Origin of the sequence: Variovorax sp. LjRoot130 (assembly GCF_964253755.1) — a bacterium.
Lineage (GTDB): Bacteria > Pseudomonadota > Gammaproteobacteria > Burkholderiales > Burkholderiaceae_C > Variovorax.
On record NZ_CAXURM020000001.1, the window covers coordinates 2,495,221 to 2,516,009 of the forward strand.

The 20,789-nt window shown below is 66.8% G+C and carries 18 protein-coding genes and 1 tRNA gene; 15 read left to right on the top strand and 4 right to left on the bottom strand.

Annotated features, from left to right (window positions below; genetic code table 11):
* Positions 1-6 precede the first annotated feature (6 nt).
* Complete coding sequence (gene rimO, locus ACSQ86_RS12495; RefSeq protein ID WP_436303853.1) at positions 7-1,413, top strand: 30S ribosomal protein S12 methylthiotransferase RimO; 1,407 nt, start codon at positions 7-9, stop codon at positions 1,411-1,413.
* Positions 1,414-1,495: 82 nt separating this feature from the next.
* Here the strand turns inward: rimO and ACSQ86_RS12500 are convergent.
* Positions 1,496-1,580 (bottom strand) — tRNA-Leu (locus ACSQ86_RS12500).
* Between the two features lie 92 nt (positions 1,581-1,672).
* On the opposite strand from ACSQ86_RS12500, the gene rnr reads away from it, so the two are divergent.
* The gene (gene rnr / locus ACSQ86_RS12505; protein ID WP_170855681.1) at positions 1,673-3,928 is read left to right on the top strand and encodes a ribonuclease R; all 2,256 of its coding nucleotides are present in this window, start codon (positions 1,673-1,675) and stop codon (positions 3,926-3,928) included.
* Positions 3,929-3,941: 13 nt separating this feature from the next.
* On the top strand, positions 3,942-4,703 hold the full coding sequence (locus ACSQ86_RS12510) for an SDR family oxidoreductase (protein WP_093109242.1): 762 nt from the start codon (positions 3,942-3,944) through the stop codon (positions 4,701-4,703).
* 6 nt (positions 4,704-4,709) lie between these two features.
* On the opposite strand, the gene ACSQ86_RS12515 is transcribed toward ACSQ86_RS12510, so the two are convergent.
* Genes ACSQ86_RS12515 through ACSQ86_RS12525 form a run of 3 tightly spaced genes read right to left on the bottom strand, consistent with a single transcriptional unit; the run spans position 4,710 to position 8,820 of the window.
* On the bottom strand, positions 4,710-6,158 hold the full coding sequence (locus ACSQ86_RS12515) for an NAD(P)H-hydrate dehydratase (RefSeq protein WP_436308909.1): 1,449 nt from the start codon (positions 6,156-6,158) through the stop codon (positions 4,710-4,712).
* Positions 6,159-6,177: 19 nt separating this feature from the next.
* Positions 6,178-7,434 carry a D-amino acid dehydrogenase gene (locus ACSQ86_RS12520; protein ID WP_436303856.1) on the bottom strand — a complete coding sequence of 419 codons (1,257 nt, stop codon included), beginning with the start codon at positions 7,432-7,434 and terminating at the stop codon, positions 6,178-6,180.
* A gap of 54 nt (positions 7,435-7,488) precedes the next feature.
* Complete coding sequence (locus ACSQ86_RS12525) at positions 7,489-8,820, bottom strand: amidase (protein ID WP_436308910.1); 1,332 nt, start codon at positions 8,818-8,820, stop codon at positions 7,489-7,491.
* A 183-nt stretch (positions 8,821-9,003) separates the two neighbouring features.
* On the opposite strand from ACSQ86_RS12525, the gene rpsB reads away from it, so the two are divergent.
* From rpsB to fabZ, 12 genes are all read left to right on the top strand, one after another.
* Positions 9,004-9,759 (top strand): 30S ribosomal protein S2, encoded by a 756-nt coding sequence (rpsB, locus tag ACSQ86_RS12530; RefSeq protein ID WP_436292547.1) that lies wholly within the window; start codon positions 9,004-9,006, stop codon positions 9,757-9,759.
* Between the two features lie 112 nt (positions 9,760-9,871).
* The gene (tsf, locus tag ACSQ86_RS12535; RefSeq protein WP_436303858.1) at positions 9,872-10,795 is read left to right on the top strand and encodes a translation elongation factor Ts; all 924 of its coding nucleotides are present in this window, start codon (positions 9,872-9,874) and stop codon (positions 10,793-10,795) included.
* 93 nt (positions 10,796-10,888) lie between these two features.
* Entirely contained in the window at positions 10,889-11,611 is a 723-nt protein-coding gene (gene pyrH / locus ACSQ86_RS12540) for a UMP kinase (RefSeq protein ID WP_093109248.1), read from the top strand.
* Positions 11,612-11,625: 14 nt separating this feature from the next.
* Entirely contained in the window at positions 11,626-12,186 is a 561-nt protein-coding gene (gene frr / locus ACSQ86_RS12545; RefSeq protein ID WP_093109249.1) for a ribosome recycling factor, read from the top strand.
* Positions 12,186-12,920: a polyprenyl diphosphate synthase gene (uppS, locus tag ACSQ86_RS12550; RefSeq protein ID WP_093109250.1), complete on the top strand. Its 735-nt coding sequence runs from the start codon at positions 12,186-12,188 to the stop codon at positions 12,918-12,920. The genes frr and uppS overlap by 1 nt, the downstream gene beginning before the upstream one ends.
* 4 nt (positions 12,921-12,924) lie before the next feature.
* A complete protein-coding gene (locus ACSQ86_RS12555) occupies positions 12,925-13,770 on the top strand; it encodes a phosphatidate cytidylyltransferase (protein WP_436308911.1) in 846 nt (281 codons plus the stop codon).
* Positions 13,770-14,957: a 1-deoxy-D-xylulose-5-phosphate reductoisomerase gene (ispC, locus tag ACSQ86_RS12560; RefSeq protein ID WP_436308912.1), complete on the top strand. Its 1,188-nt coding sequence runs from the start codon at positions 13,770-13,772 to the stop codon at positions 14,955-14,957. Before ACSQ86_RS12555 ends, ispC begins: the two co-directional genes overlap by 1 nt.
* 24 nt (positions 14,958-14,981) lie before the next feature.
* Positions 14,982-16,352, top strand: coding sequence for an RIP metalloprotease RseP (gene rseP / locus ACSQ86_RS12565; RefSeq protein WP_093109253.1), 1,371 nt, complete (start codon positions 14,982-14,984; stop codon positions 16,350-16,352).
* 38 nt (positions 16,353-16,390) lie between these two features.
* Positions 16,391-18,805, top strand: a complete 2,415-nt coding sequence (bamA, locus tag ACSQ86_RS12570) for an outer membrane protein assembly factor BamA (protein WP_436303861.1) — start codon at positions 16,391-16,393, stop codon at positions 18,803-18,805.
* Positions 18,805-19,335 (top strand): OmpH family outer membrane protein, encoded by a 531-nt coding sequence (locus ACSQ86_RS12575; protein ID WP_093107820.1) that lies wholly within the window; start codon positions 18,805-18,807, stop codon positions 19,333-19,335. The genes bamA and ACSQ86_RS12575 overlap by 1 nt, the downstream gene beginning before the upstream one ends.
* 14 nt (positions 19,336-19,349) lie before the next feature.
* Positions 19,350-20,336: a UDP-3-O-(3-hydroxymyristoyl)glucosamine N-acyltransferase gene (lpxD, locus tag ACSQ86_RS12580; protein WP_436303862.1), complete on the top strand. Its 987-nt coding sequence runs from the start codon at positions 19,350-19,352 to the stop codon at positions 20,334-20,336.
* On the top strand, positions 20,333-20,776 hold the full coding sequence (gene fabZ / locus ACSQ86_RS12585; protein ID WP_093107816.1) for a 3-hydroxyacyl-ACP dehydratase FabZ: 444 nt from the start codon (positions 20,333-20,335) through the stop codon (positions 20,774-20,776). The genes lpxD and fabZ overlap by 4 nt, the downstream gene beginning before the upstream one ends.
* Positions 20,777-20,789 lie beyond the last annotated feature (13 nt).

The following is a 20,789-nucleotide window of genomic DNA, read 5'->3' on the forward strand; positions in this document are numbered from 1 at the left end:
GGGGATATGAGCGAAGTTGCCTCCCCTGAACGAATTGCCGCGCCGGCCGCCCCCAAAGTCGGCTTCGTGAGCCTCGGCTGCCCCAAGGCGCTGACCGATTCCGAACTGATCCTCACCCAACTGAGCGCCGAGGGCTATCAGACCTCCAAGACTTTCGAGGGCGCCGACCTCGTGATCGTCAACACCTGCGGCTTCATCGACGACGCGGTCAAGGAGAGCCTCGACACCATCGGCGAGGCGCTGGCCGGCAACGGCCGCGTGATCGTGACGGGATGCCTGGGCGCCAAGACGGGCGAGGAGGGCGGCAACCTGGTGCGCCAAATGCATCCCAGTGTGCTGGCCGTCACCGGCCCGCATGCGACGCAGGAGGTGATGGATGCGGTGCACGCGAATCTGCCGAAGCCGCACGACCCCTTTGTCGACTTGGTGCCGCAGGCCTTTGGCATCGCAGGGCTGAAGCTGACGCCGAGGCACTATGCATACCTGAAGATCAGCGAGGGCTGCAATCACCGCTGTACCTTCTGCATCATTCCCTCGATGCGCGGCGATCTCGTCTCGCGGCCGGTCGGCGACGTGTTGGGCGAAGCCAAGGCGTTGTTCGAAGGCGGCGTCAAGGAACTGCTGGTGATCAGCCAGGACACCTCGGCCTATGGCGTGGACGTGAAGTACCGTACCGGCTTCTGGGACGGCAAGCCGGTCAAGACGCGCATGCTCGAACTGGTGCGTACCTTGGGCGAAATCGCCGAGCCCTATGGCGCCTGGGTGCGCCTGCACTATGTGTATCCGTATCCCAGCGTCGACGAAGTCATCCCGCTGATGGCGAGCGGCCAGGTGCTGCCCTACCTCGACGTGCCGCTGCAGCACAGCCATCCCGACGTGCTCAAGCGCATGAAGCGGCCCGCGAGCGGCGAGAAGAACCTGGAGCGCATCGCGCGCTGGCGCGAGGTGTGTCCCGAGCTTGTGATCCGCAGCACCTTCATCGCGGGCTTTCCCGGCGAGACGGAAAAGGAGTTCGAGCACCTGCTCGCCTTCATCCGCGAGGCGGAGATCGACCGCGCCGGCTGCTTTGCCTACAGCCCGGTGCAGGGCGCAGCCGCCAACGAGATTCCGGGCATGCTGCCCGAGGCCGAGCGCGAGGCACGGCGTGCACGCTTCATGGAAGTGGCCGAAGCGGTGTCGATCGCGAAGCTGCAAAGGCGCATCGGCGCGACGATGCAGGTGCTGGTGGATTCGGCGCCCGGCATGGGGCGCAAAGGTGGCGTGGGTCGGAGCTACGCCGACGCGCCCGAGATCGACGGCATCGTGCGGCTGCTGCCGCCCGAGAAGATCAGCAAGACCTTGAAGGTCGGCGAATTCACCCGGGCCCGCATCGTCGGCGCCGAGGGCCACGACCTGATCGCGCTGCCTGTCTAATAGATGCCGCAGACGGACAAGAAAAAAGCCACCGGAAACCGGTGGCTTGAATCGAGGAACCCCGAGAGGGATTATCTAAACTTGGTGCCCAGAAGAGGACTCGAACCTCCACGATGTTACTCGCTAGTACCTGAAACTAGTGCGTCTACCAATTCCGCCATCTGGGCCCACATGCTGCTTGGGAACTAGTCCTTCGCAACAGGTTTTGAATTTCAGGAAAGAGAGAGATCATATCAAAAATTTAAGCCACCCCAGCGGACTGCTGGACGAGGTTGAAGGCACGGTGCAAGGCCATCGCGATGGACACGGTTTTGTGCAGCGCGACGACGGCGAAGCCGACATCTATCTGCCCCCCAACGAGATGCGCGCGGTGCTGCACAAGGACCGCGTCAAGGCGCGCGTCGTGCGCCAGGACCGCCGCGGTCGTCCCGAGGGGCGCGTGGTCGAGATCATCGAGCGGCCCGAGCAGCCGATCATCGGGCGCCTGCTGCATGAAGGCGGCATCTGGCTCGTCGCGCCGGAAGACAAGCGCTACGGCCAGGACGTTCTGATTCCCAAGGGCGCCACCGGCACGGCCAAGGTCGGCCAGGTGGTTGTCGTGCAACTGACCGAGCCGCCGGCGTTGTTCGGCCAACCCGTCGGCCGCGTGAAGGAAGTGCTGGGCGAGATCGACGACCCCGGCATGGAGATCGAGATCGCGGTGCGCAAGTACGGCGTGCCGCACGAGTTTTCCGAAGCCTGCCTGGCCGAAGCCAAGGCGTTGCCCGACAAGGTGCGAGCGGCCGACAAGAAGGGCCGCATCGACCTGACCGACGTGCCCCTGGTCACCATCGACGGCGAGGATGCGCGCGACTTCGACGATGCGGTGTACTGCGAGCCGGCCAAGGTGGGCCGCGGCAAGGGCTGGCGCCTACTGGTCGCGATCGCCGATGTCAGTTCCTATGTGCAGACCGGCTCCGCGATCGACATCGATGCCTACGACCGCGCCACCAGCGTCTACTTCCCGCGCCGCGTGATCCCGATGCTGCCCGAGAAGCTGTCGAACGGGCTGTGCTCGCTCAACCCCGAGGTCGAGCGCCTGTGCATGGTCTGCGACATGCTGGTCGCGGCCGACGGCGAGATCTACGCCTATCAGTTCTACCCGGCGGTGATGTGGAGCCATGCGCGCTTCACCTACACCGAGGTGGCCGCCATCCTCGGCAACACGCGCGGCCCGGAAGCGGCGAAGCGCAAGGATCGCGTGAAGGACCTGCTGAACCTGCACGACGTCTATCGCGCGCTGCTCAACCAGCGTTCGAAGCGCGGCGCGGTCGACTTCGAGACCACCGAGACGCAGATCATTTGCGACGATGCCGGCCGCATCGAGAAGATCGTGCCGCGCACGCGCAACGAAGCGCACCGCCTGATCGAGGAGGCCATGCTGGCCGCCAATGTCTGCAGCGCGGACTTCATCGCCGAAGGCAAGCATCCGGGCCTGTACCGCGTGCACGAAGGACCCACCCCCGAGAAGAAGGAGATCCTGCGCGGCTACCTGAAGGCGATGGGCGTCGGGCTTTCGATCACGGACGATCCGAAGCCCGGCGAGTTCCAGGCCATCGCCGAGGCGACGAAGGAGCGTCCTGACGCGCAGCAGATCCACACCATGCTGCTGCGTTCGATGCAGCAGGCCATCTACACGCCAATCAACAGCGGCCATTTCGGTTTGGCCTACGAGGCCTACACGCACTTCACGAGCCCGATCCGGCGTTATCCCGATCTGCTGGTGCATCGCGTGATCAAGGCCATCCTCGGCAAGACCAAGTACCAGCTGCCGATGCTGCCGACGCCGGGCGAGGCGCATGCCAAGCTCGCCAAGCGGCTGGCGTTGCGCGTGAAGGCGCCCACGGCCAAACCGCAGAAGGCCACTGTGGCGCCCAGCAAGGAGGTGTTGGCGTGGGAAGCTGCGGGCCTGCACTGCAGCGCCAACGAGCGGCGCGCCGACGAAGCCAGCCGCGACGTGGAAGCCTGGCTCAAGTGCAAGTACATGCGCGAACACCTCGGCGAGGAATACGGCGGCGTGGTCACGGCGGCCACCACCTTCGGCATCTTCGTCACGCTCGACGCAATGTACGTCGAAGGCCTGGTTCACATCACCGAACTCGGCGGCGAATACTTCAAGTTCGACGAGCAGAGGCAGGAATTGCGCGGCGAGCGCACGGGCATCCGCTATGCGATCGGCACGCGGGTGCGGGTGCAGGTGAGCCGCGTCGATCTCGACGGCCGCAAGATCGATTTCCGCCTGGTGCGCGAAGGCGAGGAGTTGGGCACGCGTGCCATGAAGGACAAGGGCGTCGCCACCGGCGGCGTGCCGGCCAAGGCATCGGCCAAGCGCAGTGCGCGCAGCAAGAAGCCCGAGGCCGCCGTCGAACGCGGCGACCGGGTCGCTGCAGCCGCGCCGCAATCGGCCATGCAGGCCTTCCGGTCGGCCGTCAAGAAGGCGGCCAACAAGATGAAAGGGCGCAAGCCGCGCCGCTGAAGGAGAAACGAAGATGAGCACAGAGAAGAAGAACCGCATCGCGGTCGTCACGGGCGCAGGCACCGGCATCGGCCGCGCCGCCGCACTCGCGTTGCTGGCCGACGGCTGGAGCGTGGTGCTGGCCGGCCGCCGGCTCGAGCCGCTTGAGGATGTGGCCGATGCTTCTGGCGCCGGCGCGCGCGCGTTCCCGGTGCCTACCGACGTGGCCAATCCGGAGTCGGTGCAGGCCTTGTTCGCTGCCGCGGTGGAGCGCTTCGGCCGCGTCGACCTGCTGTTCAACAACGCGGGTGTCGGCAATCCGCCCGGCCCCTTCGAGGACTGGACGCCGGAGCAGTGGCGAGGCGTGGTCGACATCAACCTGAATGGGATGTTCTATTGCATCCAGCAGGCCTTCCGCACGATGAAGGCACAGACGCCGCGGGGCGGCCGCATCATCAACAACGGCTCGATCTCCGCCACCTCGCCGCGGCCCAACTCGATCGCCTATACCGCGACCAAGCACGCGGTGGAAGGCCTCACCAAGACGGCATCGCTCGACGGGCGCAAGCACGACATCGCGGTCGGACAGATCGATGTCGGCAATGCGCTGACCGAGCTGGCCGCGCGCATGGCCAAGGGCGTTCCGCAGGCCAACGGCGAGATCGCGATCGAGCCGGTGATGGACGTGTCCATCGTCGGCCAGTCGGTGCTCTACATGGCGAACCTGCCCTTGGAGGCCAACGTGCTGTTCCACACGGTGATGGCTACCAAGATGCCCTTCGTGGGGCGCGGATAGACGCGCTCAACCGCGCGCCAGTGCGCTGGCGGTGAGGGGGCTTTCGGCAGGCCATCGATCGGCGATGTGGCCGTGCCGCCATACCGCCTCGCAGGCCGCGGCCATCGCCGGCCGACCGGCAGCCAGCGCGGCGCCGATCATGCCGGCCAGCACGTCGCCCGTGCCCGCGGTGGCGAGCCGGGCATTGCCGGTGGTGTTGATCACGGGCGTGATGCCCGCTGCGGCCACGACCGTGCCCGAGCCCTTGAGGACGACCGTCGCGCCGAAGCGCTCCACGAGCCGATGCGCTGCACGCAGTCGGTCGCCTTGCACCTCGATCGCGTTCACATTCAACAGTCGCGCGGCCTCCAGAGGATGCGGCGTGAGCACCGTCGCACGGGCTGCCTGCGTGCGTGCAATGAGCAGGGTCTGCAAGGCGTCTTCGACTGCGATGGCATTGAGCGCGTCGGCATCGAGCACCAGCGCATGGGCCGTCTCCATCACTCGCGCTAGAAGATCGCGTACCGCCGAGCCGCCGCCGCAGCCGCAAACGACCGTCATGGCGCTCAAGTCCAGCGCTTCAGGACGCCGGAACATCAGCTCGGGCTGCACGGCGTCGAGCATGGCGAGCTGGGTGTCGAGTGGGGCGACGAACACGCGTCCGGCGCCGGCATTCAGGGCTGCGGACGCCGCCAGCAGTGCGGCACCGGCCATGCCGGGCGCGCCGCCGATCACCGCCACGTCGCCGTAGCTTCCCTTGTGTGAAGCGTGCCGTCGCGGCTGTTCGGGCGGCGCGCCGGCCAAGCGGGCGGTGGCGCGCTCGGCAGCCGGCGCGATGCCCAGGTCGTCGAACCACACATCGCCGGCTGCATCGCGACCCTGGGCCGTGAAGGGGCCGGGCTTGAGCGTCAGCAGGCTCAGGCAGGCGCGCCGGACGGCAGTGGAAGGCACGGGGAAATCCATCGACAGCATGCCGGTGTCTGCATTCAGGCCCGAGGGCGTATCGACGCTGAGCACGGCCGCGGGGCCGGTGTGCATGCGCCGCAGCCAGTCGGCCATCAAGCCTTTGGGCGGGCGCGCGGCCCCGATCCCCAGCAGCGCATCGATGGCGAGCTCGGCGTGCTGCGGCGGCGCATCCGCGAAGCGCACGCCGGCATCGCGCGCACGTTGCAGCGAAGCGCGCGCGTCGGCGGGCAGCCGGCTGTCGTCGCCGATCCGTGTAACGACCGCCGTGAAGCCGCGTTGCTGCAGCTGCGCTGCCGCTTCGAAGCCATCGCCGCCGTTGTTGCCAGGCCCGCAGGCGACCCAGATCGTGCGCGCGTCGGGCGCCATCGCCATGGCCAGGCGTGCGACCGCCAACCCCGCGCGCTGCATCAGCGTGTGCGGCGGCAGCACAGCCGCGGCCGCTTGTTCGATCCGGCGCGAGGCGGCGACGTCGAACAAGTCGGCGGTGGTGGCGGCGGTAATGCGCTGCATGGCCGTGGACGCTTCGCCTTCAGTGTTGCAGCAGGCGTTCGATACCCAAGCCTTCGAGGTCGACACCAGCGTCCCGGCCGCCCATCACGTCCGCCAGAACGCGCGCGCTGCCGCACGACAAGGCCCAGCCGCTCGAACCATGGCCGAGATTGAGCCACACGCCGGGTATACCGCTCGGGCCGATGATGGGCGGACCGTCCGGCAGCATCGGCCGTGCCCCTTTCCATTGCTGGACGCCGGCCTGCAGGGTGACGGCACCCGGAAACCAGTCCTGCAGCACCTTGTAGAGCGTCTGCAGTGCGGTGGGGTGCATCGCGTCGAGCGAACCGCCGAGTTCGGCGCTTCCGGCGACCCGCACGCGCAGGCCGAGGCGGGAGATCGCCACCTTGTAGCGCTCGTCCATCACGGCGCTGCGCGGAGCGTTGAGCGGTTCGCGGATGTTGGCGCTGATCGAATGGCCGTAGACCGGCGCGAGCGGAATGCGCAGGCCCAGCGGCCGCAGCAGGTTGGCCGAAGCCACGCCGGCGCACACCACGACCGCGTCGAAGCGATGGCCCTCCGAGCCGCTCGCCAGCGAGAGCTCGGTCGGCGCCGCGCGCTTCAGCGGCGCGAGGTCGCAGTTGAAATGAAACTGGGCGCCCAGCGCCTCGGCCTCCCACTTGAGCAGCAGTGCGAACTGCCGGCAATTGGCGACCTCGTCCTCGGGCAGGTGAATGGCGCCGGCGAGCGGGGTGTCGGCGCTGAGCGCGGGCTCGATCTTGCGGGCCTCGTCCGCATCCACCTCGCGGAAGCTGCTGCCCGCCGCGCGCAGCACCTCCAGGCCGGCCTGCACGAGCTTCTTCTCGCGCTTGGAACGCAGCAGCACCAGGTAGCCGTCGGCGCGCTCGTAGCTGAGCTCGCGGGCCTCGGTGATCTCGTGCAGCCGCGTGCGACTGTAGAAGGCCAGGCGCTGCATGCGCGCGCGGTTGCTCAAGTAGGTTTCGAGCTTGCAGGCGCGCTGCCAGTGCGCCATCCAGGACAGGTCGCGCCGCGACAGCGGCCAGCGCAGCTTGATGGCGCCGTGCGTGGAGAGCAGCGAGCGAAGCACCTTGCCGCGCATGCCCGGGCCGGCCCAGGGCGTGACATAGCCGGGTGCGACTACGCCGGCATTGGCAAAACTGGATTCCTCCGCGGCGGCGCCGCGGCGCTCGAACACGACCACTTCGTGCCCGTCCGACGCCAGCTCCCAGGCTGTGGTGACGCCGATGATTCCGGCGCCCACGATCGCGATTTTCATTCGATTCTTTGCGGTGAAGTATGTGCCGGTGCCTGCCTGCGAGGCGCGCGGCCGCTAGTGCTGCTGTTGTAACTCGCGTTCGGTCTGCAACGCGATCGCGAGCAGCGCGTCGTCGTGTAGGGCGCCATGCCAAAGCATGAGGCCGACGGGCAGTTCGCCCTCGACGTGGCAAGGCAGCGAGATCGCGCAGCCGTCGAGCATGTTGACGACCGACGGGTTGCGCAGCAGCAGCGCGTTGATGCGGAAAAAGGCCTCGTCGCGTTCTTCGCCGGGCGCCACGCTGGCGATGGCCGGCGCGGTGATCGGCACGGTGGGCGAGAGCAGTGCGTCGAAGGGCGCGAGCGCCCGTTCCATGCGGGCGATCCAGTCCCGGCGCGCGTGGACCAGGTCGATGTACTCGTGCGCCTTCATGGTCGCGCCCTTGAGGATGCGCTGCGCCACCCGAGGGTCGTAGCCGGCGCCGCTGCGCTCCAGCAGCAGGCGGTGCCAGGCATAGGCTTCGGCCGCAGAGAAGCCGCCGGTGGCGTTGATCGAGCGCAGATCGGCCAGTTCGGGCAGCGCGATCTCGTCGATGCGGGCGCCGGCTGCGCGCAGCGTCCGCAGCGTCCGTTCGAAGGCGCTTGCCACCGCGGGCTCGATCTCGTCGAAGAAGAGATCCTTGACCACCGCCAGCCGGTAGGCGGACAGCGCTGCCGTGCCGGCGGTGACGCGCCGGGCGGCGAGGATCTCATGCGCGGTGATCGCATCTCGCACCGAGCGCGTCATGGCGCAGACGGTGTCGAGCGTGGTCGACAGCGGCAGGGCGCCGTCTGCCGGCACCAGCCGCGCCGTGTTCTTGAAGCCGACGATGCCGTTGAGCGCGGCCGGGATGCGGATCGAGCCGCCGGTGTCGGAGCCCAGCCCGATGAAGACCGCGCCGCTCGCCACCGAAACCGCCGCTCCCGAGGACGAGCCGCCTGGAATACGCGGCGTGGCGGCATCGCTCGCGTTGGCGGGCGTGCCATGGTGCGGATTGATGCCCACGCCCGAGAAGGCGAACTCGGTCATGTTGGTTCGGCCGACGAGTGCGCCGCCGGCGGCGCGCAGGCGCGCGACCGCGGGGGCATCCGCCTTGGCTGCCGCCGCATGGGACAGCACGATCGAACCGGCCGGCGTCGGCTGGCCAGCCAGGTCGAACAAGTCCTTGACGGAAAAGGCCAGGCCGGCCAGGCGTTGCTGCGGGCTCGCGGACGCGGCGGCGTGGCGCGCCTCGTCGAACAGGGTGCGCGTGAAAACGTGCCGGCAGCCCGGAGACTGGGCCTGCGCAATCGAATGCTCCATTTCGGTGCGCACATCGGAAGCGCCCGCCAGCAGGGCGAGGCGGGTGGCGTGCAGGTCAGGGCGCATGGGTGAGGGTGGCTACAGAGAGAGGGCGATGGGGAGGTGCGTGCTATACTCTTTGGGTTTCGCCATGGGCATTTTCCCGAGGCGAGATGCATCCGCAAACCAGTCCATTCAAGGTGTTGTGAGCCTCTTTCGGAGGAGCGCAAAACGGGCTGGATTTTAGACCCAACCTTTGGAGTTATTTCTATGTCGACGACCATGCGCGAAATGCTGGAAGCCGGTGTCCATTTCGGTCACCAAACGCGCTTCTGGAACCCCAAGATGGCCCCGTACATCTTCGGCCATCGCAACAAGATTCACATCATCAACCTGGAAAAGTCGCTTCCGATGTTCCAGGAAGCGATGAAGTACGCCAAACAGCTCACCGCCAACCGCGGCACCATCCTGATGGTCGGCACCAAGCGCCAGGCCCGCGAGATCGTGGCGGCCGAAGCGCGCCGCGCCGGCGTGCCCTTTGTCGACACCCGCTGGCTCGGCGGCATGCTGACCAACTTCAAGACCGTCAAGACCTCGATCAAGCGCCTGAAGGACATGAAGGCCCAGCAGGAAGCCGGCCTCGACAGCCTGAGCAAGAAAGAACAGCTCACCTTCACCCGCGAGATCGAGAAGCTCGAGAAGGACATCGGCGGCATCCAGGACATGGCTGCGCTCCCCGACGCCATCTTCGTGATCGACGTGGGCTTCCACAAGATCGCCGTGGCCGAAGCCAAGAAGCTCGGCATCCCGCTGATCGGCGTGGTCGATTCCAACCACTCGCCTGAAGGCATCGACTACGTGATCCCGGGCAATGACGACTCGTCCAAGGCCGTCACGCTGTACGCCCGCGGCATCGCCGACGCGATCATCGAAGGCCGCGCCAGCGCGGTCAGCGACGTGGTGAAGGCCGTGGCCGAAGGCAGCGGCGATGAATTCGTCGAAGTCGAAGAGGGCGCTTCCGCCTGATCGGCGCTCGCCCGAGCCTGAAGAAGGGGCTTTGTTGCCCCTTTTTTTTAACTTGATTTTCGCGGCGCCCGGTGCGGGCCGCCGCAACTGACAAACCGAACGGAGAAACGACATGGCAACAATCACCGCAAGCATGGTCGGCGAACTGCGCGCAAAGACCGACGCCCCGATGATGGAGTGCAAGAAGGCGCTGACCGAGGCCGACGGCAACATGGACAAGGCCGAAGAGCTGCTGCGCATCAAGCTCGGCAACAAGGCCGGCAAGGCCTCGGGCCGCATCACCGCCGAAGGCGTGGTCACGGCTTTCGTCGAAGGCGACGCCGGCGCCATGATCGAGATCAACTGCGAAACCGACTTCGTCACCAAGAACGACAGCTTCCTGGCCTTGGCCAATGCCGCGGCGATGCTGGTCGCCAAGCACAACCCGGCCGACCTGGCTGCGCTGGGTGCGCTGCCCTACGAGCAGGACGGCTTCGGCCCGACGCTGGAAGACGTGCGCAAGGGCCTGGTCGGCAAGATCGGCGAGAACATGAGCTTCCGCCGCTTCAAGCGCTTCGCCGGCAACGGCAAGCTGGCCTCGTACCTGCACGGCACGCGCATCGGCGTGATGGTCGAGTTCGAGGGCGACGACACCTCGGCCAAGGACGTTGCGATGCACATCGCCGCGATGAAGCCGGTGGCCATCTCCAGCGCCGACGTGCCGGCCGATCTGATCGAGAAAGAGCGTGCGGTCGCCGCCGGCAAGGCCGAGGAAGACCGCAAGGCCGCCGAAGCCGAAGGCAAGAAGCCGCAGCCGGCCGACATCGTGACCAAGCGCATCGAAGGCGGGGTTCAGAAGTACCTGAAGGAAGTCTCGCTGCACAACCAGGCTTTCGTGAAGAACGACAAGCAGACCGTGGAGCAGATGCTCAAGGCGGCGAACACCTCGATCAAGGGCTTCACGCTCTATGTGGTCGGCGAAGGCATTGAGAAGAAGGTCGACGACTTCGCGGCCGAAGTGGCGGCGCAGGTCGCTGCGGCCAAAGCGGCAGCCTGAGTGCCGCCCCCAGGCGACGGCGCGCACCGCGCGCTGCCGCTTTTTCGCAATCACGTTTTACACTCGCCCCGCCAACTCCAAAGGAACCCACCCATGTCCGACGCCCGACCAGCCCACAAGCGAATCTTGTTGAAGCTGTCGGGCGAGGCATTGATGGGTGACGACGCCTTCGGCATCAACCGGGCGACCATCGTGCGCATGGTCGGCGAAGTGGCCGAGGTGGTGAACATGGGCGTCGAGGTTGCCGTCGTGATCGGCGGCGGCAACATCTTCCGCGGCGTCGCCGGCGGCTCGGTGGGCATGGATCGCGCCACGGCCGACTACATGGGCATGCTGGCGACCGTCATGAACGCGCTGGCGCTGGCCGACGCGATGAACAAGCAGGGCTTGATCGCCCGCGTGATGTCGGCCATCGCGATCGAGCAGGTCGTGGAGCCCTACGTTCGCCCCAAGGCGCTGCAGTACCTCGAAGAGGGCAAGGTCGTGATTTTTGCGGCCGGCACCGGCAACCCCTTCTTCACGACCGACACGGCTGCGGCGCTGCGCGGCGCCGAGATCGGCGCGGAGCTGGTGCTCAAGGCCACCAAGGTCGACGGCGTCTATACCGCAGACCCCAAGAAGGACCTGAGCGCGACACGCTACGCCCGCTTGAGCTTCGACGAAGCCATCGCGCAGAATCTCGGCATCATGGACGCCACGGCCTTCGCGCTGTGCCGCGACCAGAACCTGCCGATCAAGGTGTTCTCGATCTTCAAGAACGGTGCGCTCAAGCGCGTCGTGATGGGCGAGGACGAAGGCACGCTGGTGCATGCCTGAAGAGGACCAAGAAGATGACCATTGCCGAAATCCGCGATGCGACCGACGCCAAGATGAATCAGTCGCTCGCCGCATTCCAGAACAACCTGACCAAGATCCGCACCGGCCGCGCCAATCCCGCGCTGCTGGACTCGGTCCACGTCGATTACTACGGCTCCTCGGTGCCGCTGTCTCAGGTAGCGAACGTTTCGCTGCTCGATTCGCGCACCATCAGCGTCCAGCCCTGGGAAAAGGGCATGGGCGCCAAGATCGAAAAGGCCATTCGCGAAAGCGATCTGGGCCTGAATCCCGCGTCGATGGGTGACCTGATCCGCGTGCCGCTGCCGCCGATGAGCGAAGAGCGCCGCAAGGAAATGACCAAGCTGGTGCGCAACGAGGGCGAGACCGCCAAGATCGCGACCCGCAACCTGCGCCGGGACGCCAATGATGCGATCAAGAAGCTGGTCAAGGACAAGCTGGCATCCGAAGACGATCAGAAGCGGGCCGAGGCCGAGATCCAGAAGGTGACCGATCGCCACATCGGCGAGATCGACCGGCTGGTGGCGGCCAAGGAAGCGGAGATCATGGCCGTCTGATGACGACATCACCTGCCATGCCCCACCACATTGCCATCGTCATGGATGGCAATGGCCGCTGGGCCACGCGCCGCTTTCTGCCGCGCGTCGCGGGGCACAAGCAGGGCGTCGAATCCTTGCGCCGTTGCGTCAAGGCCTGCGTCGACCGCGGCGTCGCGGTTCTCACCGTGTTCGCCTTCTCCTCCGAGAACTGGAACCGTCCCGTCGAGGAAGTGTCGGGGCTGATGGATCTGATGGTCGGTGCGCTTGGCCGCGAAGTACCGAAGTTGAGCCATGACGGCGTACGGCTGCATTTCATCGGCGAGCGCGGCGGCCTGTCCGAGAAAATCGCCGCCGGCCTGCTGCAGGCGGAGGCAGCGACGGCCCACAATACCCGGCTGGTGCTCAACGTCTGCTTCAACTACGGCGGCCGCTGGGATATCGCCCGCGCAGCGGCCCAGCTTGCCGCGCGCGGCGAGCCGCTGACCGAGGCCAACCTCGATGCGGCGATGGCGCTGTCGCACGTGCCCGACCCCGATCTGTTCATCCGTACCGGCGGCGAGCAGCGGCTGTCGAATTTCCTGCTGTGGCAGAGCGCCTATGCCGAGCTGTTCTTCAGCGACCGCCTCTGGCCCGAATTCGACGAGGCCGCCCTCGACGAAGCCATCGCTGCCTTCCAGCGCCGCGAGCGCCGCTTCGGCCAGACTTCCGCGCAGGTCGCGGGCAACGCATGGCGCGATCCGCAGGCAGCCTGAGCGAATGCTCAAACAACGCATCATCACTGCGATCGTCCTGCTGGCGATCCTGCTGCCGGCGCTTTTCTATCCGTCGCATGTGCCCTTTGCCTGCGTGATGCTGGCGCTGATCGCAGCCGCGGCCTGGGAGTGGGGGCGGCTCAACGGCTACGGGTCGAGAGTGTCGCTGTTCCTGGGGCTGGAGACGCTCGTGCTTTGCGCGCTGTCCTGGTGGCTGGGGCTGCTCGATCAGTCGCTGCTGCCTGTCTGGATCTTCGCCAGCGCCGCCTGGGTGCTCTGCGGGGCTGCGCTGCTGCGCGTCGCAGTGCCCGGCTGGCCGCGCGTGCCGAGGGGTCTGCGCCTGGTCGGCGGGCTGCTGGTGCTTTGGGTCGCGTGGCTGGCCGCGGTCAAGGCACGGATGGTCGGCATCAACTTCCTGCTGTCGATCCTCGTGCTGGTGTGGGTGGCCGACATCTTTGCGTACTTCGCGGGGCGCGCATTCGGACTCAGGTTCACGCGCAACAAGCTCGCGCCGGCCATCAGTCCCGGCAAGAGCTGGGAGGGTGTCTGGGGCGGCATGGCCGGCGTCCTGGTTCTGGCCCTGGCCTGGGTCTGGGCCGACGCGGCCGCCCAGCCTGCGGTGGCCAGCCTCTACACGCGGCTGGCCGCGCGCGGATGGTGGCTGCTGCTGGTCGGTGTGGTCTTTCTGGCGGCGATGAGCGTGGTGGGCGATCTGGTCGAGTCGCTGATCAAGCGCAGCGCGGGCGCCAAGGACAGCAGCACCCTGCTGCCGGGCCACGGCGGCGTGCTCGACCGCGTCGATGCCTTGCTGCCGACGCTTCCTATTGCCATGATGTTGGCCTTCTTGTGATGACATACCCTAGGCAACGCATCACGGTGCTCGGTTCGACCGGCTCGGTCGGCGTCAGTACGCTCGACGTGATCGCCCGGCATCCCGAGCGCTTCGAGGTGTTCGCGCTGTCGGCTGCAACCAAGGTCGACGAGCTGCTGGCCCAGTGCGTGCAGTTCTCGCCGAAGTTTGCGGTCATGGCGAGCCCGCCGCATGCCCGGCTGCTGGCCGAAAAGCTGAAACAGAGCGGCCTGTCCACGCGCGTGCTCCAGGGAGCGGACGCCATCGAGACGATCGCCTCGCACGAGGAATGCGATGCCGTGATGGCCGCCATCGTCGGCGCGGCCGGGCTCGGGCCCTGCCTCGCAGCCGCTCGCGCCGGCAAGCGGCTGCTGCTCGCCAACAAGGAGGCCCTGGTGGTCGGTGGCGAGCTGTTCATGCGCACGGTGCGCGAGGGCGGGGCGACGCTGCTGCCCATCGACAGCGAGCACTCGGCGATCTTCCAGTCGCTGCCGGAAGACCCGGCCACCTGGCCGCGGCGCATTGACAAGATCATCCTGACCGCCTCCGGCGGCCCGTTCCGCACGCGCTCGCCGGACACGCTCGGTGCCGTGACGCCCGAGCAGGCCTGCGCGCACCCGAACTGGGTCATGGGCCGCAAGATCTCGGTGGATTCCGCCACCATGATGAACAAGGCCCTCGAGGTGATTGAGGCGCGCCACCTGTTCGGCGTGGCGCCCGAGCAGATCGAGGTCGTGATCCACCCGCAGAGCGTGGTGCATTCGATGGTGCAATTCACCGACGCCTCGGTGATCGCGCAGCTCGGCACGCCCGACATGCGGGTGCCCATCGCCGTCGGGCTGGCTTGGCCCGAGCGCATCCAAAGCGGTGCCGCCCGGCTCGATTTCCGGCAGATGGCGGCGCTGACTTTCGATGCGCCCGATGCCCAGCTCTTTCCCGGCCTGGGACTCGCATGGCAGGCGTTGCGCGCAGCCCCGGGCACGACCGCTGTGCTCAATGCGGCCAACGAGGTGGCGGTCGAAGCATTCCTGCATCACCGCTTGCGCTTCGATCGTATCCATGCGGTGAACCTGGAAACTTTGGATGCGGTGCAGCCCTCCAACCCAGCATCGCTGGCCGACCTGCTGGCACTGGATGCCAGCGCCCGGGCTGCTGCCAACGCCGCAGCGCTTCGCTTCGCAGCCTGACTTTTCCATACCCCGGGGGTCTCCATGCTCACAGTCGTTGCCTTCATCGTCGCGCTCGGCTTGCTGATCGCGGTGCACGAGTACGGCCACTATCGGGTGGCGGTTGCATGCGGGGTCAAGGTGCTGCGCTTTTCGGTCGGCTTCGGCAAGACGCTGTATCGCTGGCAGCCCAAGCGCCAGCACCCGGGGCAGGACACGGAGTTCGTGATCGCCGCGTTCCCGCTCGGCGGCTACGTGAAGATGCTCGACGAACGCGAAGGGCCCGTGGCGCCCGAAGAGCGGCACCGCGCCTTCAACACCCAGCCGCTGCGTTCGCGCGCTGCCATCGTCGCCGCCGGTCCGATCGCCAATCTCCTGCTGGCCGTCGTGCTCTACACCGCGGTCAACTGGATCGGCGTCGAAGAGCCTGTCGCGAAGCTGGGCCAGCCGGTGGCCGCTTCGCTGGCCGAGCAGGCCGGTTTGCGCGGCGGCGAGCACGTCGCGCGCGCCGGCTTCGACGGCGACCTGGAGCCTGTGCAGTCCTTTGAAGACCTGCGCTGGCGCATGACGCGCGGAGCGCTCGACGGCCGCGATCTGACGCTCGAGATCGCAGGGGAGGGCGCGCGGCCTGCGCGCGAGATCGTGCTGCCGTTGAGCCGCATCGAGGCCAAGGATGCCGACGCGCAGATGTTCCGCAAGATCGGCGTCGTCGCACCGCTGACGCGCCCCGAGATCGGCGAGGTGATGGCAGGCGGCGCGGCGGAGCGCTCGGGCCTGCGCCGCGGCGATGTGGTGCGCTCGGTCGGCAGCACGGCCATCGTCGACGGCCAGCAATTGCGCGACGTGATCCGCGCCTCGGTCGAGGGTGGCCAGCCGCGCACGCAGACCTGGGAGATCGAGCGCGACGGTCAGATGCTCCGCGTCGAAGTCACGCCGGAGGTGCGCGACGAAGCTGCGGCCAAGGTCGGCCGTGTCGGTGCCTATGTCGGTGCGCCACCCGAGATGGTGACGGTGCGGCTGGGCGTGGTCGACGGCGTCTGGCGCGGCGTGGTCCGCACCTGGGAGGTGTCGACGCTCACCGTGCGCATGATGGGCAAGATGCTGATCGGCGAAGCCTCGATCAAGAACCTGAGCGGACCGCTGACGATCGCCGACTACGCGGGCAAGTCCGCCAGCATGGGTCTCACGCAATACCTGGTGTTCCTCGCCCTCATCAGCGTGAGTCTCGGCGTGTTGAACCTCATGCCGCTGCCGGTCCTCGATGGGGGGCACCTGATGTATTATCTTTGGGAGGGCCTGACCGGCAAGAGCGTCTCCGATGCATGGATGGAACGGTTCCAACGCGGGGGTGTCGCGTTGCTGCTGGTCATGATGTCGATCGCACTCTTCAACGATGTGACTCGACTCTTTGGTTAACTTTCTGCTGGCCCTTTCCGCGCCGGCTCAATTCACAGATGAACAATAAATTCAGTCGCTTTCGCCTGCGCAGCGTTGCCGCGGTGGTCGCCAGTGCACTCGCCGCCACGGCCGCCTGGGCCGTCGAGCCCTTCACGGTACGCGACATCCGGGTCGAAGGCCTGCAACGCGTGGAGCCCGGCACCATCTTCGCCTCGCTGCCGTTGCGCGTGGGCGACACCTACAGCGACGAGCGCGGCACGGCTGCCATCCGCGCGCTGTTCGACCTGGGCCTGTTCAAGGACGTGCGCATCGACGTCAGCGGCAACGTGCTGGTGGTGATCGTCGAGGAGCGCCCCACCATCGCCGACGTCGACTTCGTGGGCACCAAGGAGTTCGACAAAGCCGCGCTGCAGAAGGCGCTGCGCGAGGTCGGCCTGGCCGACGGCCGCCCCTACGACAAGGCCCTGGCCGACCGCGCCGAGCAGGAGCTCAAGCGCCAGTACGTCAGCCGCAGCCTGTACAACGCCCAGGTCGTCACCACCGTCACGCCGATCGAGCGCAACCGCGTCAACCTGACCTTCACCGTCACCGAAGGCGAGGCCGCGCGCATCCGCGAAGTGCGCATCGTGGGTAACAAGGCCTTCAGCGAAGGCACGCTGCTGGATCTCTTCGACCAGGACGCGGGCGGCTGGATGAGCTGGTACACCAAGAGCAACCAGTACTCGCGCGCCAAGCTCAACGCCGACCTGGAGACGCTGCGCTCCTACTACATCACGCGCGGCTACCTGGAGTTCCGCATCGACTCCACGCAGGTGGCGATCTCGCCGGACCGCCAGGACCTCGCGATCACGGTGAACCTCACCGAGGGCGAGAAGTTCGTGGTGGCCGGGGTCAAGATGGAGGGCAACTACCTCGGGCGCGAGGAGGAGTTCAAGTCGCTGGTGACGATCCAGCCCGGGGAGCCCTACAACGGCGAGCAGGTGACGGAGACCACCAAGGCCTTCACCGACTACTTCGGCACCTTCGGCTACGCGTTCGCGCGGGTGCAGGCGGAGCCCGAGATCGACCGCACCAACAACCGCGTGTCGCTGACGCTGAAGGCGGAGCCCTCGCGGCGGGTGTACGTGCGGCGGGTGGCCATCGGGGGCAACAACCGCACGCGCGACGAGGTGATCCGGCGCGAGTTCCGCCAGTACGAGGCGTCCTGGTACGACGGCGACAAGATCAAGCTGTCGCGCGACCGGGTGGACCGCCTGGGCTTCTTCACTGAGGTGAATGTGGAGACGCAGGAGGTGCCGGGCTCGCCGGACCAGGTCGACCTGACGATCAACGTGGCCGAGAAGCCGACCGGTACGCTGCAACTGGGCGCAGGTTTTTCCAGTGCCGAGAAGGTGTCGTTCACCTTCGGTATCGCGCAGGAGAATGTTTTCGGCTCCGGCAACTACCTCGGCCTTCAGGTCAACACCAGCAAATACAACCGGGCGCTCTCGCTGACGACCACCGATCCCTACTTCACCAAGGACGGCATCTCGCGCACCTTCGGCATCTACCACACGACCACGCGGCCCTACTACAGCGTCGACGGCGACTACCGGCTGGTCAATGAAGGCGCCACCATTAAATTCGGCGTGCCGTTCAGCGAAGTCGACACGGTCTTCTTCGGCATCGGATTGGAACGCTACCGCTTCGACCCGGGCGGCAACGTCGCCTTCCTGACACCGCAGTCGTACCGGAGGTACTTCGGTTGCAGCACCAGTGCCGCGGGTCTTGTCACCGGCTGTACCAACGACAGCGTCTGGGGCGTGCCGTTGACCATCGGCTGGTCGCGCGACGACCGCGACAGCGCGCTGCTGCCGACCCGCGGACGCCTGCAGCGCGCCAACCTCGAGGTGGGCGTGGGCGGCGACATGAAGTACCTGAAGACCAACTACCAGTATCAGCAGTTCTTTCCGATCAGCAAGCAGTACACCTTTGCGATCAACGGCGAGCTCGGCTATGGCAAGGAATACGGCGGCAAGTCGTACCCGATCTTCAAGAACTTCTACGCGGGTGGCCTGGGGTCGGTCCGCGGCTTCGAGCAGAACTCGCTGGGGCCCCGCGACGTGCCGCTGCTGGGGCAGACCGAAGGCGCGGCGCTGGGCGGCACCAAGAAGGCGATCTTCAACGCCGAACTCAGCACGCCGTTCCCGGGCGCCGGCAACGACCGCACGCTGCGCCTCTACGGCTTCTTCGACATCGGCAACGTGTTCGGCACGCGCGATGCCTTCTCGACCGACGCCCAGTGGAAGGCGGCGAAGAAGCTCCGCGCCTCGGTGGGCCTGGGCATCAGCTGGATCTCGCCGCTGGGGCCGCTGCGCCTGGCTTACGCCATCCCGGTCAGGCAGCAGGATGAAGACCTGACCGACCCGCTGCATCCGATCCCGAAGGATAGAATTCAACGCCTGCAATTCCAGATCGGAACCTCTTTCTAATGAATCCATTGCTTCGCGCCGCCGGTGCGCTGCTGATCCCCGCTTTCGCCCTCGCGGGCGGGCTCGCGCACGCGCAGGAAACTTTCCGCATCGGTTTCGTCAATCCCGATCGCGTGTTGCGTGAAGCGCAGCCTGCCAAGGCCGCGCAGGCGAAGCTCGAGTCCGAGTTCCTGAAGCGCGAGAAGGACCTGACGGGGCAGGGCGAAGCCCTCAAGGCTGCTTCCGAAAAGTTCGAGCGCGAGGCGCCGACCCTGTCCGAGAGCCAGCGCGTGGCCCGTCAGCGTGCCCTGGTCGACCAGGACCGTGACTTCCAGCGCCGCCGCCGCGAATTCCAGGAAGACCTCAACGCGCGCAAGAACGAAGAGCTGCAGCAGGTCTACGAACGCGCCAACCGCGTGGTCAAGCAGGTGGCAGAGGCCGAGAAGTACGACGCGATCCTGCAGGAAGCGATCTACATCAATCCGAAGCACGACATCACCGAGAAGGTGATCAAGGCGCTGAATGCGTCCACTTCTGCCGGCGGCAAATAGCGCAGCGAACCGGCGTGGCACTGCGGCTAGGCGCAATCGTTGAGGCCCTCGGGGGCGAACTGCAGGGTGACCCCGCGCTGTCGATCGAGCGGCTTGCGCCGTTGGCGACGGCGCAGGCCGACGCGCTCAGTTTCCTGAGCCATCCCAAGTACCGCAAAGAGCTCACTGCCTCGCAAGCAGGCTGCGTCATCGTGTCGCCTGCCATGCGGGAGCTGGCGGCCCAGCGCGGGTCGTTCATCGTGACGGCCGACCCCTACCTCTATTTCGCGCGTCTGACCCAGCTCTGGAAGCAATCTCATGCCAGGCCAGACAGCGCGCGCATCCATCCCAGCGCGGTGATCGACCCCGGCGCGCAGATTGACCCCAGCGCGCGTATCGGCGCACTGTGCGTCGTCGAGCGTGGCGCGCGCATCGGCGCAGAAACGGTGCTGAAGTCCAGGGTGACGGTGAGCGAGGACTGCGTCATCGGCGCGCGTTGCCTGCTGCATCCGGGCGTCGTGATCGGGGCCGACGGCTTCGGGCTCGCGCCGCACGAGGGCGCCTGGGTCAAGATCGAGCAGCTCGGCGCGGTACGCATCGGCGACGACGTGGAGATAGGCGCCAACACCTGCATCGATCGCGGTGCGCTCGAAGACACCGTGATCGAAGACGGCGTCAAGCTCGACAACCTGATCCAGATCGGCCACAACGTCCGCGTCGGCAAGCACACCGCCATGGCGGGCTGCGTCGGCGTGGCGGGCAGCGCGGACATCGGTGCGAACTGCACCATCGGCGGCGGCGCGATCGTGCTCGGCCACCTGAAGCTGGCCGATGGGGTGCACATTTCGGCCGCGACGGTGGTGACCCGGTCCATTCTCAAGCCCGGCCAGTACACCGGCGTGTTTCCCATCGACGACAATGCCGTCTGGGAGAAAAACGCCGCCACGCTCAAACAACTGCACGCTCTGCGCGAGCGCCTGAAGGCGCTTGAAAAACCGGTGGTGCAAGACAGAAAATCATGACGCTCGACATCCATCAGATCCTCAAACTGCTGCCGCACCGCTACCCCTTCCTGCTGGTAGACCGCGTGCTCGCGATGGAAAAGGGCAAGCGCATCACCGCGCTCAAGAACGTGACCATGAACGAGCCGTTCTTCAACGGCCACTTCCCGCACCGGCCGGTGATGCCCGGCGTGCTGATGCTCGAGGCGATGGCGCAGGCCGCGGCCCTGCTGTCCTTCCATTCGCTGGACATCGTGCCGGACGACAACACCGTGTACTACTTCGCGGCCATCGACGGCGCGCGCTTCAAGCGTCCGGTGGAGCCGGGCGACCAGCTGACGCTCGAGGTCGAGATCGAGCGCATGAAGGCCGGCATCTCGAAGTTCAAAGGGCGCGCGCTGGTCGGCAGCGAGCTGGCTTGCGAGGCCACCTTGATGTGCGCCATGCGCCAGATCAATTGATCGTGCTCGAGGC

Bases quoted from the DNA above. Each gene is read 5' to 3' on its own strand.
- rimO (WP_436303853.1), top strand. From the start codon at position 7: ATGAGCGAAGTTGCCTCCCCTGAACGAATTGCCGCGCCGGCCGCCCCC.
- ACSQ86_RS12510 (WP_093109242.1), top strand. From the start codon at position 3,942: ATGAGCACAGAGAAGAAGAACCGCATCGCGGTCGTCACGGGCGCAGGC.
- ACSQ86_RS12515 (WP_436308909.1), bottom strand. From the start codon at position 6,158: ATGCAGCGCATTACCGCCGCCACCACCGCCGACTTGTTCGACGTCGCC.
- ACSQ86_RS12520 (WP_436303856.1), bottom strand. From the start codon at position 7,434: ATGAAAATCGCGATCGTGGGCGCCGGAATCATCGGCGTCACCACAGCC.
- ACSQ86_RS12525 (WP_436308910.1), bottom strand. From the start codon at position 8,820: ATGCGCCCTGACCTGCACGCCACCCGCCTCGCCCTGCTGGCGGGCGCT.
- rpsB (WP_436292547.1), top strand. From the start codon at position 9,004: ATGTCGACGACCATGCGCGAAATGCTGGAAGCCGGTGTCCATTTCGGT.
- tsf (WP_436303858.1), top strand. From the start codon at position 9,872: ATGGCAACAATCACCGCAAGCATGGTCGGCGAACTGCGCGCAAAGACC.
- pyrH (WP_093109248.1), top strand. From the start codon at position 10,889: ATGTCCGACGCCCGACCAGCCCACAAGCGAATCTTGTTGAAGCTGTCG.
- frr (WP_093109249.1), top strand. From the start codon at position 11,626: ATGACCATTGCCGAAATCCGCGATGCGACCGACGCCAAGATGAATCAG.
- uppS (WP_093109250.1), top strand. From the start codon at position 12,186: ATGACGACATCACCTGCCATGCCCCACCACATTGCCATCGTCATGGAT.
- ACSQ86_RS12555 (WP_436308911.1), top strand. From the start codon at position 12,925: ATGCTCAAACAACGCATCATCACTGCGATCGTCCTGCTGGCGATCCTG.
- ispC (WP_436308912.1), top strand. From the start codon at position 13,770: ATGACATACCCTAGGCAACGCATCACGGTGCTCGGTTCGACCGGCTCG.
- rseP (WP_093109253.1), top strand. From the start codon at position 14,982: ATGCTCACAGTCGTTGCCTTCATCGTCGCGCTCGGCTTGCTGATCGCG.
- bamA (WP_436303861.1), top strand. From the start codon at position 16,391: ATGAACAATAAATTCAGTCGCTTTCGCCTGCGCAGCGTTGCCGCGGTG.
- ACSQ86_RS12575 (WP_093107820.1), top strand. From the start codon at position 18,805: ATGAATCCATTGCTTCGCGCCGCCGGTGCGCTGCTGATCCCCGCTTTC.
- fabZ (WP_093107816.1), top strand. From the start codon at position 20,333: ATGACGCTCGACATCCATCAGATCCTCAAACTGCTGCCGCACCGCTAC.